This window comes from Marinomonas posidonica IVIA-Po-181, from assembly GCF_000214215.1.
In the GTDB taxonomy this organism is placed as follows: domain Bacteria; phylum Pseudomonadota; class Gammaproteobacteria; order Pseudomonadales; family Marinomonadaceae; genus Marinomonas; species Marinomonas posidonica.
The window spans coordinates 3,005,126-3,018,604 of the sequence record NC_015559.1 but is presented as its reverse complement, the minus strand read 5'-3'; the positions used below and the strand labels follow the sequence as shown (position 1 = coordinate 3,018,604).

Genomic DNA, 13,479 nt, shown 5'->3' with positions numbered 1-13,479 from the left:
GCATCTTGAATACAGGTATCGAATATCGTATTGTTACGTTATAACGTTATTTGAGGTGTTTAACGAATGAATAAGCTTTTACTGACTTTGGGTGTGACGGCTCTATCGCCGTTGGCGTTGGCGAAACCGGTTATTGTAACCAGTATTAAACCTGTCTCTATGGTGGTAGCAGCCATTACAGGTGATCGAGCTGATATTGAACAGATTGTTTCCAATTCTGCCTCTCCTCATGATTTTGCTCTGCGTCCTTCAGATTTAAGAAAAATCGCCAATGCCGACACGGTGGTTTGGGTGGGAGAGTCATTAGAGCGCTTTTTAGAGAAACCATTAGAGAATGCTGGTAAGGAAGCTTCTTCGATTGAGTGGTTAGCCTTAAACGGTATGAAGCTGCATAACTTCGCAGAAAACCATGACGATCACGAAAGTCACGACGACCACGAAGGTCATGACCATGATAAGCATCACGATGATCACGACGATCACGACCATGACAAGCATCACGACGACCATGATGACCACGAAGGCCATGATCATGACAAGCATCACGATGATCATGACGATCACGAAGACCATGATCATGATGATGAGCATCATGAGGGACATGAAGGTCACGACCACAGTGGTGTGGATCCTCATGTTTGGTTATCACCAGATAATGCCAAAATATTAGCGCAAGTTGTGACCAAACGTTTATCCGAAATCGATGGTCAAAATGCTGTTTATTATCAAGCTAACTTGGCAAAGTTTGAGCAGGGTTTAACCGCTAAAGATGCGCAAATTCGTGCCGCGTTGAACAAGGTCAACACAGTGCCGTACATTGTTTTTCATGATGGTTATAGCTACTTTGAAAGACACTATGGTTTGCAACATGCCGGTGAAATTACGGTCAGTCCTGAACGCAAGCCCGGGGCAAAAAAAGTGGCCGAGCTGCGTCATGAAATTGAAGAACATAAGGTCCAGTGTGTGTTCAGTGAGCCACAATTTAGCCCTGCGATTGTCAAAGCCTTGTTAGAAGGATCAAATGTTAATACGGCACCGCTTGACCCACTTGGTGGCAAGATTAAGTTGGATTCGAATGCTTACTATCGTTTTCTAGATTCTCTAAGTGATCAGTTCCTGAGCTGCTTAGGGTAAAGCCATTTTTGTAGGTCTTGCAGAAATAGTGTGAAATAGAAAGAGTGCTCAGATCGAGCACTCTTTTTGTATGCGACCTCCCTCCCGCTCTGTATAATGACACCACTTTTTTAGCCGTCTGATTTAGCAGAGAGAAAATATGAGTGCCCCAACGTCTTTGAATACGGATACGGATGCATTGATCGCCAGTGCTCAGCGAACCCTTTCAACTCAAGCTCAAGCCCTTGCCAATCTTGCCAGTCAAGTGACAGAGGAGTTTGCCAAAGCTGTGCGAATGATATTAGACAGCAAAGGCCGAACGATTATTTGTGGTATGGGGAAGTCGGGGCTGATTGGTAAAAAAATTGCTGCTACTTTAGCCTCTACGGGAACACCGAGTTTCTTTTTACACCCAGGTGAAGCATTTCACGGGGATTTAGGGATGATTCAAGCGGAAGATACGTTGATATTGATCAGTTATTCCGGTGAAACCGAAGAGCTGATGCGACTACTTCCTTCTTTGCAGAGTTTTGGCAATCCAAGTATCGCTTTGGTTGGCAATATGGATTCCACGTTAGCTAAGCACTGTGATTGTGTTTTAGACATTTCGGTTGACCGTGAAACTTGCCCAAATAACTTAGCACCGACTACCTCTACAACGATGACCACCGCCATGGGCGATGCTTTGGCGGTGGCTTTAATGGAATGCCGCGCTTTTCAACCACATGACTTCGCACGTTTTCACCCCGGAGGCAGTTTAGGTCGTAAATTGCTGACAAGAGTAAAAGACATCATGCACAAACAAGGCTTGCCTGTTTGTTCACCGAGTACCAATTTGAAAGACGCTATTTCCGTCATGACTCAAGGTCGAAAAGGGGTGGTGTTGGTGCAGCAAGAAGATACGTTACTGGGCATCTTTACTGACGGTGACTTACGTCGTGCCATGTTAAAAGACAGTGACGGTATGATGCACAAAAACATCGCTGATCTTATGACTTTAAATCCTAAGACCATTAATGAAAATGTCATGATTGTCGAAGCGGAAGAGCAAATGCTGAGAGATAAAATAACCCTTTTGGTGGTGGTGAATGATGACCAAAAAGTATCCGGCATTTTAGAAATTTACGATCGCTAACAGCGAGTGACGAACCAGAATTTAACAGGAGTTGTTATGTCTCAAGAATCAAAAATTATTAAAATTGGCCAGCAGGTTGAAGTTGCAAATCATTTGCCATTTGTGTTGTTCAGTGGCGTTAATGTTTTGGAATCTCGTGATTTGGCGATGCAGGTTGCGGAAGAGCATGTAAAAGTGACAGAAGCGCTTGGCATTCCTTATGTGTTTAAAGGCTCTTTTGATAAAGCAAACCGTTCTTCTATTAATTCTTTTCGTGGGCCAGGTATGGAAGAAGGGTTAAAGATTTTGCAAGAAATCAAAGAGACCTTTAATGTGCCTGTCATTACTGACGTACACGAAGCGTATCAGTGTGCACCTGTGGCGGAAGTGGCAGATGTGATTCAGTTACCAGCTTTTCTTTCTCGTCAAACAGACTTAGTAGTGGAAATGGCCAAAACCGGTGCCGTGATTAATATTAAGAAGGCGCAATTTTTGGCACCTCATGAAATGAAGCACATTTTGAAAAAATGTGAAGAAGCCGGAAATGATCAACTTATGTTGTGCGAACGTGGCACCATGATGGGGTATAACAACCTAGTGGTAGACATGTTGGGCTTTGGTGAAATGAAGAAGTTTGACTATCCAGTGATGTTCGATGTGACTCACTCCCTACAACGTCCTGGTGGTCGCGAAGACTCAGCGGATGGTCGTCGTGCGCAAGTCACAGAGTTAGCGCGTGCAGGTATGTCGCTTGGTTTGTCGAGCTTGTTCTTAGAAACTCACCCGGCACCGGATTCGGCCAAATGTGATGGCCCTTGTGCGCTACCTCTTGGTAAATTGGCGCCTTTCTTAAAGCAAATGAAACAGCTTGATGAATTGGTAAAAACCTTTGATGAATTGGACACGAGAGCCTAACTTATGGATGCTGCGTTCCTTGCTTCCTATCCTATGTTGTCAGAACAACCACAGTTATTGCATCAACTGCAGAGCTTAAAGTTGGTGGTGTTCGACGTGGATGGCGTGTTGACCGATGGTGGCTTGCTTTACACAGAGCAGGGCGAGACCATTAAGCGTTTTAACGTCAAAGACGGCGTCGCGATGAAACTCTTGCCTAAATGGGGAGTGAGCGTGGCGGTGATTACGGCAAAAGATTCTCCTGCATTGCATCAACGTATGAAAGAGTTAAACGTTGAGCATTTCTACCCTGGTTGTCATAACAAGGCTGCGGCCTTTGCTGACTTAACCACAAAGTTGCCAATGCCCGCCTCTCAAATCGCCTATGTGGGTGACGATGTGATTGATTTACAGGTGATGCCGAGTGTTGGTCTGGCTATGTGTCCTGCTGATGCACATACTTTGTTGTTACGCCATTGTCCGTTGATTTTATCCAAGTCGGCAGGACAGGGAGTGGCAAGGGAGGTGGCGGATCTGATTTTGGCGTCCCGTATGCCATTAGAAGAAGCCTATGAACTGGCAAAGCAACCGGAGTTTGAACGTCATGTCTGATTCAATGTTACACACACGGTTACCAGCCTTTCACATCGTGATTCCAGCTCGCTATGCCTCCCAGCGATTTCCGCAAAAGCTTATGGCGGACCTTGGTGGAAAGCCTGTGTTGCAATGGGTACATGAGCTGTCACGACAAGCAGGTGCCCAGTCTGTGACTGTGGCGACCGATCACAAGGATATTTATTGTGCCGCACAAGAGTTCGGAGCGAACGTTGTGATGACCCGTGATGATCATGAGAACGGTACGGAGCGCTTGGCGGAAGTTGCTAAAAAAATGGCTTGGTCTGGTGATGAGATCATTGTCAATGTGCAGGGAGATGAGCCTTTCCTGCCAGTCGCCTTGATTCATGCCAGTGTGCAAGCATTGCATCAAGATGTTGAAGCCGAAATGGCGACCGTAGCGTGCGCCATTGATGATATGCAAGATTATCTTAATCCGAATGTGGTGAAAGTGGTTTGTGATGATCAGCAACGGGCATTGTATTTTAGTCGCGCACCTATCCCTTGGGACCGAGACGGTTTGGCTAATGATCACGATCATAGTGGTTTTTTACCTGCCGACTTACCCGTCTTACGTCACATTGGCTTGTATGTGTATCGAGCGAGCTTATTAAATAAATACGCTGAACTGCCCATGTCACCCCTTGAGCGTTGGGAAAAATTAGAACAGCTGCGCTTTTTGCATCAGGGAATCAAGGTGCAAGTCGCTATTGCTGACAGTCTGCCTTCTCATGGTGTGGATACGCCGGAAGATTTGGAAAAATTACGTCATCAACTCTCCCTTTAAACCTCTAAATCGGTCGAAGGGATCGACCTTAAGAGTTCCCTTTACTAATCTTCTTGACGGTGTCGTCTAATCGCAGCATGTTTTTGACGGACCGTCTTAAATTAACAAAGCCAATTCCTTCTATAATTTATTTGTCTCTTGAAGGAAGCACCTTGTCATTTTCTGATTGCATAACTTATATGTATTTCTTAGTGGATTTGCTTAAAAAATGCTCTTTTTGTATAGAAAGTGTAAAATATTGCTTCACATTTCCTTAAAATGTAATACTTTCTTACTAATGTCCGTCTAGTCTGTGTTACTTATTTGATATAGAAAGGGTTCGATTATGAAAAAGTTTCTTGTTCTTACCACGAGCTTATTAAGCACCGCCGCTATGGCGGCCATGCCAGTTAACCAGCCCATTGGTTCTAGCTTCACTTTAAGCGGCTCACCTAACAAGCGAGCCTTGGCGACGGCATTGGCAAACCCGGCGGCACCATTTTTGATGGTGAATGAACAAGATGATGACAATTTTCGTTTTGGTATCCTAGGCCCACTGAGTATCGGTGTGGAAATGGGTGATGTCAGCGATTTGGATGATCGTACAGAAGAAATAGAAGACATTCTAGATGCAACTTATACCAGTGTGAATCAGGTCAATAGTGCGACTGATGACATTGAAGACATTCTTGATGATATTGCTGAGACCGCTTATGTCAAAACTGCCGCGAGCATTCAAGTGCCATTAATGCCGGTCATTTACAAAACAAAAAATAATGGCGCATTTATGTTGGATGCTAGTGTATCAGCAGTAGCAAAAGCCAATGTATTATCGAGTGATGTAACAGCAAATACATCTACTTTTGAAATAGAGACGGATGCATCATTTCAAGCCCAAACTGCAGTGGATTTGGGTATCGGATTGGGTTATAGCCAATCTGTGTGGGAAAATTCTCATGGTATGTTAGTGGGTGGGGTGAAAGCGACTCTACACAATATTTCACTCGGTCAGGCTCTGGTTTCTTTAGATGACGACGATGTTGATGCAGACGATGCAATTTCGGATTCTATAGACGATGATGCTGTTGAATCGTCTGGGGTGGGTATTGATCTTGGGGCCGTTTGGGTATCGCATAATTACCAGTTAGGTTTAACATTAGCCAATGTTAATGAGCCAGAATTTGATGGTGTGTCGATTGATACGTCATGTAGTTCTTCTAGTTGTAGTTCAGCGCAGAGTTTGTCTAATGCGGGAAAGCTTGATGTTTCTGGTAGTAAATATGTGATGGAAATGCAAACCACGGTGGATTTTGCTGTATCAACTTCAGGTAAGCAAATTAGCTTAGGTATGTCTTACGATACTAACTCTGTTGAAGATGCTGTCGGGGATGAGTATCAATGGGCAGCGGCTTCTTTGTCCTACTATGGTGATTCCCACTTCTTACCTGGATTACGAGTAGGTTACCGCCAGAATATGGCTGGAACAGAGCTGAGTTATGCAACGGCTGGTCTGACTATTCTGAAGCGTTTGAATTTGGATGTCGCTGTTGCGTTGGAAACGGTAGAAGACGAAGACGGTGATGAAATACCACGCGGTGTTTATTTTGCATTAGGCTATGATACTGCATTCTAAACAGTAAAGTTTTTTCAAAAAAAGCCGATAGCCTTTTAGGCTCTCGGTTTTTTTTTCAAAGTAAAAACTTATAAGTGGATGATTTGTTAATGCGTTATCTATTGTTGTTTATGGGGATAATTAGTACAGGAGTAATAGCTTCATATCCAACTGGAACGAATACGGTACTGGGAAGTTATGCTAACCGCCAGTCATTGATAACGTCTTCATATAATCCTGCAGCGCCCTATTTGATGACAAATATCTCAAGTTTTCGTGCAGGCTTTTTAGGGCCATTGAATTTAGGCTTTGAAATGGGGGATGTAAAAGACCTTGAGGACCAAGTTGAAGATTTAGAAGAGGTGTTTGACGAAGATTATAGTGACGCTTTTACGAGTTTGAGTGCTTCTGAGCTATCAGCCTTAGGTTTGAGTAGCAGTTCAACGGATGCTGAAATTGCAGAAGCTCTTCTTAATAGTGACAATGAAGTGTCTAGAGCTATTGCGCAGGCGAACCGTGTTTTGAGTAATATTGGTGAGTCCGCTTACGTTAAATTTTCTGGTTCTGTGCATGCTCCGTTTACCCCCATTATTTATAAAACCAACAACCGCGGAGCTTTTACAATAGACGCTGATGCTTCCTTTGTTAATCGTGTTGGGATATTGGCTGATGATATTGGCCTTGCAGTGTCTGGTGAGGAAGTGGATCTTGCTACTGACACTGCTGTTCATGTGAAGAAAGTAACGGACTATCGTTTTGGTATTGGTTATAGTCAAGCGCTAGGTCGACCTGTTAGTGGTGCTCTAATTTTGGGTGGAAAATTGAATTTTCATAGTATGGGATTGGGGCAAGAGGTCGTTCTGGTAAGTAGTGATGAAGATAGTTCTGATTCTTTTGATGATTTCTTTATGAGTCGGAAAAACGCCCAATCCAATGTAAGTATAGACTTGGGAGCGATCTGGACAGCAAAAAATTATCAGTTAGGAGCCACGGTTAAAAGCCTTAATGAGCCAGAGTTCGATTTTGACGAAATTGGAAATTGTGAAGGCTTATCAGGGTCTTCCTTATCTAACTGTAATGCTATTGGGAGGCTGTCAAATAATGGTCAGCTCAGTCTTAATGAAACCTATAAAATGAAAGCTCAGTTGACAGTAGATGCGGCAATTATGTCGACTAATCAGAATTGGTCCCTTGCGGCATCACATGATGTGAATTCTGTAGCTGATCCAGTAGGAGATAGACATCAGTGGAATACCGTGTCCTTGTCTTATTTTAGCGGCAATCTTTTTTTTCCTGGAATTCGTTTGGGTTATAGGAAAAATGAATCAGGTAGTAAGTTGAGTTACATGACAATGGGAACGACATTATTCCGTCGGTTGGATTTTGATTTAGCTTATAGCCTGGAAAAAGTAAGTGGAGAAAGCATTCCACGAAGCTTATACCTGTCTCTTGCTTATGGTTTTGCGTTTTAGACAGTGTGATTAATCAGAATTGAATAATCTGACTTGGGCTGAGTATGGCTTGCAACGGAACATCCCAAGGTTCTATTGGAAGCTGTTCAACTTGCTGGCAATCATGTGCTAAACCAATTAATAATGGGTTTTGTTTGACGCCCTTGTTAGCAAAGCTTTTATCATAGAAACCGCCTCCCATCCCTAATCTCCCACCATATTGATCGAAGCCAACCAAAGGCATAAAGACAATGTCGAGAGAGCCTTGGGCATGGTGTTTTTCGGTTATGGGTTCGGCAATGCCAAATTGATTGTTATGCCATTGTGTCGTGTGGTCATAAAGCGCAAAGCGAAGCGTCTCGCCTTTAACAACAGGTAAGTAGGTTTTGATTTTGTGTTGCCAGCAATATTGGCTGATAAGGTGTGGGGATATTTCACCATCGTTAGCTAGATACAGGGCGACATGATCTACATTCTCTAGCCATTGAGAGTGAAGTGTTTGTTCAAGTAGTTGCTCTGCTGCTTGTTGTTGCTCTTGTTCAGAGAGCTGACGTCTGGCATGACGTAAGGTTTTTCGTAGGCTTTGACGATCGAGTTGTGGGTGTGTCATGAAAAGGGTTTCCCAAGTTGCCGTTTCGACTATTGGCCTTGAACCCAGTGGTTCAAGGTGGAAAAAGCTGTGACTCTTTAGGCTTTCCGACGCACGGACATGCACACCAAACCAACAGGCCTTTTCCGGGGTATTACTCATAGGCTCAAGGGCGTTAAGCCGCTACGTACAACCCAGGAAACGAGTGAAGTATAGAGTAACTGCAGCTAAAAATCACTGATGAAACCTGTTCATTTTCTTGTCTGTATGAAGAAAATTTGTTTTTATTCCTTACATCTTGTTAAATCGTCTACAGATTGAACAAGAGCGTGTTTATTCGTTAGCCTGTTTTGTATCATGTGTCAGTGCGGCGTCTAGCTGAGACGTCAATTCTCGCAGTTGTTGTTCGTTAGAACGAGCAAATTTTCGTCCTGAAAGCATATCGTGAGTAATATTCAATGCCGCGAGGACGGCAATTTTTTCTAGTCCAACGATTTTACCGCTGGCTTTAATCTCACGCATTTGGGTATCCAAATATTCCGCTGATTCTTTCAATTCAGCTTCATGTCCTTTAGGACAATGTATGTTGTAAGTTTGCCCCAGTATTGCGACTGAAACGGTTGGCTTATCCATATAGACTCCATTTGATAGCAAGGCCCACAAAAAATGGTCAGTTTTTCCATCATTGAGTAGCGAATGGCATTTTATGCTGCGAGTAAATTCGTTACAATTCCGAATTAATTTTATCCACACTGTTTATAGCAAATTGACGCCAATATGGAAATAAACCCGATACTTTCGCAAATAAAAGATCTATCAGAACGTGCTCTTACCCTTCGGGGGTATCTTTGACTACGATTCAAAGAAAGAGCGCTTAGAAGAAGTAAACCGAGAATTGGAAGACTCTAATGTCTGGAACGATCCAGATTATGCCCAAAAACTAGGTAAAGAGCGTTCAGCACTCGAAGCGGTTGTTGATACCTTAGACGGTATGGACAACGGTCTAGCTGATGCCAAAGAGTTACTTGATATCGCCGTCGAAGAAAACGATGAAGACTCTGTCGAAGCGGTTCAGCTTGAACTTGATGAGTTGGAAGGCTTGCTGGCGAAACTGGAATTCCGTCGTATGTTCTCGAAAGAGATGGACGAAAACAGTGCCTTCTTAGATATTCAGTCTGGCTCTGGTGGTACTGAGGCGCAAGACTGGGCCAATATCTTATTGCGCATGTATTTGCGTTGGGGTGAGGATAAAGGCTTTAAGGTCGACTTGGTGGAAGTGTCAGCAGGTGAAGTGGCGGGTATTAAATCGGCTACCATTCGTTTTGAAGGTGAGTATGCCTTTGGCTGGTTGAGAACCGAAACTGGGGTGCATCGTTTGGTGCGTAAATCGCCATTTGATTCAGGCAATCGTCGCCATACCTCGTTTGCTTCTGTCTTTGTTTCTCCTGAGATCGATGACAACGTCGAGATTGACATTAATCCTGCGGATTTGCGTACCGATACGTATCGTTCTTCGGGAGCAGGTGGTCAGCACGTTAATACAACTGACTCTGCGGTGCGTATTACGCACTTACCGAGTGGTATCGTTGTTCAGTGTCAGAACCAGCGTTCACAGCATGCTAACCGTGATTTTGCGATGAAACAGCTGCGTGCCAAGTTATATGAATTGGAAATGATGAAGCGAACAGAAGCAGCACAAGCCGTGGAAGACAGCAAGTCAGATATTGGCTGGGGGAGTCAGATTCGTTCTTACGTACTGGACTCTTCTCGTATAAAAGATTTGCGGACTGGCGTAGAAAGCTCCAATACAGGAGCAGTGTTGGACGGTAATTTAGACCAATTTATCGTCGCAAGTTTAAAACAAGGCCTGTAAAGCGCCATTCCTTATTTTAGAAAAGATTAAAGAGTAGATACCAATATCATGGCAAACGACAATACAGAAACAAGTTTACAATCAGAAGATAACCGTCTTGTGGCGGAGCGTCGTGGCAAATTAGCAGCGATTCGTGAGCAACGTAATGCTTTTCCAAATCAATTTCGTCGTGATGCGTATGCCGCGGATTTACAAGCAGAATTTGGTGAGTTAGAAAAAGCGGAACTTGAAGAGAAAGATCACAAAGTCAGCATTGCGGGGCGTATCGTACGTAACCGTGGTGCTTTTATGTTGCTACAAGACATGTCAGGCCAGATTCAGGCTTACATTAATCGCAAAGCGCTGAGTCCTGAACTGCTAGCCGAACAAAAAACTTGGGATCTAGGTGACATCATTGGAATCACTGGGCCCGTTCATAAGTCTGGCAAAGGTGACTTGTACATTGATATGCAAGAAGCGCAATTATTGACGAAATCCTTGCGCCCTCTTCCAGATAAGCACCATGGTTTGTCAGATATGGAAATGCGCTACCGTCAGCGTTACGTAGACTTGATTGTAAATGAAGAGTCTCGTGATACTTTCCAGATTCGCTCTAAAATCATTTCTACGATTCGTCGCTTCTTAGAAGATCGTCGATTCATGGAAGTCGAAACACCTATGTTGCAGACCATTCCTGGTGGAGCAACCGCGCGTCCATTCGTCACGCATCACAATGCTATGGACATGAGCATGTATTTGCGTATCGCGCCTGAGCTTTACTTAAAGCGCTTGGTTGTCGGTGGTTTTGAACGTGTTTTTGAGATCAACCGTAACTTCCGTAATGAAGGCACATCAACTCGACATAACCCAGAATTCACTATGATCGAATTCTACCAAGCCTACGCGGATTACAAAGATTTGATGGATCTGACTGAAGCCATGTTGCGTGACGTTGCTGAGAAGGTGCTGGACACCACGACGGTTACTTATCAAGGTTCTGAATATGACTTTGGCGCGCCGTTTGTTCGCATGACGATGTTGGAGTCAATCTTACATTACAACCCAGAACTGACAGAAGATGACCTTAGCACCTTAGAAAAAGCCACAGCGGTCGCAAAGAGCTTGAAAATTGATGTTAAGCCGATTTGGGGCTTGGGTAAGCTTTGGACTGAAATCTTTGAAGAAACTGCTGAGCATAAGTTGGATCAACCGACCTTTATTACAGAATACCCAGCCGAAGTATCGCCATTGGCACGCCGTAATGACGATAACGATTTTATTACTGATCGCTTTGAATTCTTTGTCGGTGGTCGTGAAATTGCGAATGGCTTCTCGGAGTTAAATGATCCAGAAGACCAGGCAGAACGCTTCAAGCGTCAAGTGGCTGAAAAAGATGCTGGTGACGACGAAGCCATGCATTATGATGCCGACTATATTAACGCATTGGAATACGGCTTGCCGCCAACCGCAGGTGAGGGGATTGGTATCGACCGTTTGGTGATGCTATTCACAGATGCACCTTCGATTCGCGATGTGCTTTTGTTCCCTCATATGAAGCCTCAGGACTGATCCTAGGCCGGATATTGTCACTGACAAATCGTTTTGTATGTATAAGGCCTCAATTGAGGCCTTATTTTGTTTTTACACTCTATTTTTGATGAAATACCACGGAGCATTCCATGAGTCGTTTTTGGACCGATAAAATTGCATCGCTTGATCCTTATGTGCCAGGCGAGCAACCTCAAGATAAGCAATACATCAAGCTCAATACTAACGAAAGCCCTTATTCGCCTTCTCCAAAAGCATTGCAAGCGATGGCGGCAGAAGTCTCGGAAAGTCTACGTTTGTATCCTGATCCTAATGCTATGACTCTGAAAACGGCTTTGGCTAGTCAATATCAATTGAATACCAATCAGGTGTTTGTCGGCAATGGCTCTGATGAAGTACTGGCGTTGGCTTTCATGGGCTATTTTAGCAATGGTAAGCCTTTGGCTTTTGCGGACATCACTTACAGCTTTTATAAGGTGTACGCTGCTCTCTACGGCATTACCCCTGAGCTCATTCCTTTGACGGAGGAATTTGATATTGCCGCTGAGGATTATCAGAACTTAGACGTATCGGGTGTGGTTGTGACGAATCCTAATGCGCCAACCGGAAAGGCCTTACCTCTTGCGGACATTGAAGTCATTTTGCAGTCCAATCCAGAGGTTGTTGTGCTGGTGGACGAAGCCTATGTGGACTTCGGAGCACAAAGTGCGGTGACCTTGGTCAACCAATATCCGAATTTATTGGTTGTGCAAACCTTGTCTAAGTCGCGAGCTTTGGCAGGTATCCGTGTTGGCTATGCTTTTGGACACCCAGATTTAATTGAAGGTTTGGAGAGGTTGAAGAACTCTTTTAATTCCTATCCTATCGATCGCATTGCGCTTGTGGGGGCGACCGTTGCTGTAGAAGATGCCGCTTATTTAAAGAATATTTGCGATAAAACCATTAAAACTCGGGAAGCGACAGTGAAAGCGCTCACTAATTTGGGTTATGAATTATTACCTTCGGCAACCAACTTTGTTTTTGTAACTCATCCAGAAAAGTCAGCGGAAGAAGTGTATATAAGATTAAAAGAGCAGGGCATATTGGTGCGCTATTTTGGCAATAAGCCACGTATTGCTAATTATTTGCGTATTACTATTGGTACCGATGAAGAAATGCAGGCATTGGTGGCAGTATTAACGGCGCTCTAAATTCATTTTAGTTTAGTGGGAGGGAAATATGGATGCCTCTACCCCCGATAGTTATTGAATCACTCGTTTAATGTGTTTATAGGTTTTATGAAATAATGTAAGGCAACGTAGAAAACTTAGTAATTTAATGTATCTGTATATTGCTTTTAAGATTTATATATGAATTAAAGTTGCAAATATTAATTTATAGCGCTAGTATAAATTTTGAACAGTTTGAATTAAGGGATTTTTAAGTGTTAGATAATCAAGCTTTTCTGACAAATTAAATGATCTTGATTAAGAATATTAAGTACGAACATTAATATAATGAGAAGCAGAAGTAAGATATAGGGACGAATAACTATGAGTACTTTATCTTTTTTGGCGCTGATTTCTGGGACGCTTTCCATCTTTTTACCAATGGGTGGGATTCTTATCGCTATGTTGAGCAGTCTAATGGCTGCAGTGGCGTTTCGGTCTCACCCCACTATATCGGCCATTACCTTTGGTATTAATATTATCAATGCCTCTTTTTTAAGCTCGAGTCTAGCTGCCGCGGATACACGATTTGGTGATGCCTATCTATTGTTGGTTGGTTTTCATTCAGTATTACTCTTGGCAGGCATTGTTTGGCGGTTATCTAGACAGGGTTATCAAAAGAGTACGCAGCGCATAATGTAAGTATGTATTTGGTCATGCTAATAGATCGTGTAATTGGTATTAATCTAAGCTAATCACAATAATGGTGAACGCTTT

At 43.4% G+C, this 13,479-nt stretch carries 13 protein-coding genes and 1 other RNA gene; 11 read left to right on the top strand and 3 right to left on the bottom strand.

What is annotated here, in order from left to right:
* Positions 1 to 66 precede the first annotated feature (66 nt).
* The 7 genes from MAR181_RS13880 (at position 67) to traF (MAR181_RS13850) (ending at position 7,586) form a co-directional block, all read left to right on the top strand.
* A complete protein-coding gene (locus tag MAR181_RS13880; protein ID WP_013797228.1) occupies positions 67 to 1,134 on the top strand; it encodes a zinc ABC transporter substrate-binding protein ZnuA in 1,068 nt (355 codons plus the stop codon).
* Between the two features lie 139 nt (positions 1,135 to 1,273).
* The gene (locus MAR181_RS13875; protein ID WP_013797227.1) at positions 1,274 to 2,248 is read left to right on the top strand and encodes a KpsF/GutQ family sugar-phosphate isomerase; all 975 of its coding nucleotides are present in this window, start codon (positions 1,274 to 1,276) and stop codon (positions 2,246 to 2,248) included.
* Between the two features lie 36 nt (positions 2,249 to 2,284).
* Positions 2,285 to 3,142, top strand: a complete 858-nt coding sequence (gene kdsA / locus MAR181_RS13870; RefSeq protein WP_013797226.1) for a 3-deoxy-8-phosphooctulonate synthase — start codon at positions 2,285 to 2,287, stop codon at positions 3,140 to 3,142.
* 3 nt (positions 3,143 to 3,145) lie between these two features.
* Positions 3,146 to 3,733, top strand: a complete 588-nt coding sequence (locus tag MAR181_RS13865; protein WP_013797225.1) for a KdsC family phosphatase — start codon at positions 3,146 to 3,148, stop codon at positions 3,731 to 3,733.
* Positions 3,726 to 4,523, top strand: a complete 798-nt coding sequence (kdsB, locus tag MAR181_RS13860; protein WP_013797224.1) for a 3-deoxy-manno-octulosonate cytidylyltransferase — start codon at positions 3,726 to 3,728, stop codon at positions 4,521 to 4,523. The genes MAR181_RS13865 and kdsB overlap by 8 nt, the downstream gene beginning before the upstream one ends.
* Before the next feature lie 325 nt (positions 4,524 to 4,848).
* Positions 4,849 to 6,135 (top strand): conjugal transfer protein TraF, encoded by a 1,287-nt coding sequence (gene traF, locus MAR181_RS13855; protein WP_013797223.1) that lies wholly within the window; start codon positions 4,849 to 4,851, stop codon positions 6,133 to 6,135.
* A gap of 74 nt (positions 6,136 to 6,209) precedes the next feature.
* Positions 6,210 to 7,586 carry a conjugal transfer protein TraF gene (gene traF / locus MAR181_RS13850; protein ID WP_144011251.1) on the top strand — a complete coding sequence of 459 codons (1,377 nt, stop codon included), beginning with the start codon at positions 6,210 to 6,212 and terminating at the stop codon, positions 7,584 to 7,586.
* Positions 7,587 to 7,599: 13 nt separating this feature from the next.
* Here traF (MAR181_RS13850) and MAR181_RS13845 read toward each other — a convergent pair whose 3' ends face one another.
* The 3 genes from MAR181_RS13845 to MAR181_RS13840 all read right to left on the bottom strand — a co-directional run bounded on the left by MAR181_RS13845 (position 7,600) and on the right by MAR181_RS13840 (position 8,787).
* Positions 7,600 to 8,175 carry a 5-formyltetrahydrofolate cyclo-ligase gene (locus MAR181_RS13845; RefSeq protein WP_013797221.1) on the bottom strand — a complete coding sequence of 192 codons (576 nt, stop codon included), beginning with the start codon at positions 8,173 to 8,175 and terminating at the stop codon, positions 7,600 to 7,602.
* Positions 8,176 to 8,180: 5 nt separating this feature from the next.
* Positions 8,181 to 8,358: non-coding RNA, 6S RNA (ssrS, locus tag MAR181_RS18270), on the bottom strand.
* A 129-nt stretch (positions 8,359 to 8,487) separates the two neighbouring features.
* Positions 8,488 to 8,787, bottom strand: coding sequence for a cell division protein ZapA (locus MAR181_RS13840; RefSeq protein ID WP_013797220.1), 300 nt, complete (start codon positions 8,785 to 8,787; stop codon positions 8,488 to 8,490).
* Between the two features lie 144 nt (positions 8,788 to 8,931).
* Between MAR181_RS13840 and prfB the strand changes: the two genes are divergently transcribed.
* The 4 genes from prfB to MAR181_RS13820 all read left to right on the top strand — a co-directional run bounded on the left by prfB (position 8,932) and on the right by MAR181_RS13820 (position 13,404).
* A protein-coding gene (gene prfB, locus MAR181_RS13835) for a peptide chain release factor 2 (RefSeq protein WP_013797219.1) occupies positions 8,932 to 10,027 on the top strand; the annotation gives its coding sequence in 2 pieces (ribosomal slippage) (positions 8,932 to 9,003 and positions 9,005 to 10,027; 1,095 coding nt in all).
* 48 nt (positions 10,028 to 10,075) lie between these two features.
* The gene (gene lysS, locus MAR181_RS13830) at positions 10,076 to 11,575 is read left to right on the top strand and encodes a lysine--tRNA ligase (protein ID WP_013797218.1); all 1,500 of its coding nucleotides are present in this window, start codon (positions 10,076 to 10,078) and stop codon (positions 11,573 to 11,575) included.
* Positions 11,576 to 11,685: 110 nt separating this feature from the next.
* Entirely contained in the window at positions 11,686 to 12,744 is a 1,059-nt protein-coding gene (gene hisC, locus MAR181_RS13825) for a histidinol-phosphate transaminase (protein WP_013797217.1), read from the top strand.
* 342 nt (positions 12,745 to 13,086) lie between these two features.
* Positions 13,087 to 13,404 (top strand): hypothetical protein, encoded by a 318-nt coding sequence (locus MAR181_RS13820; protein ID WP_013797216.1) that lies wholly within the window; start codon positions 13,087 to 13,089, stop codon positions 13,402 to 13,404.
* The last annotated feature ends 75 nt before the right edge of the window (positions 13,405 to 13,479 follow it).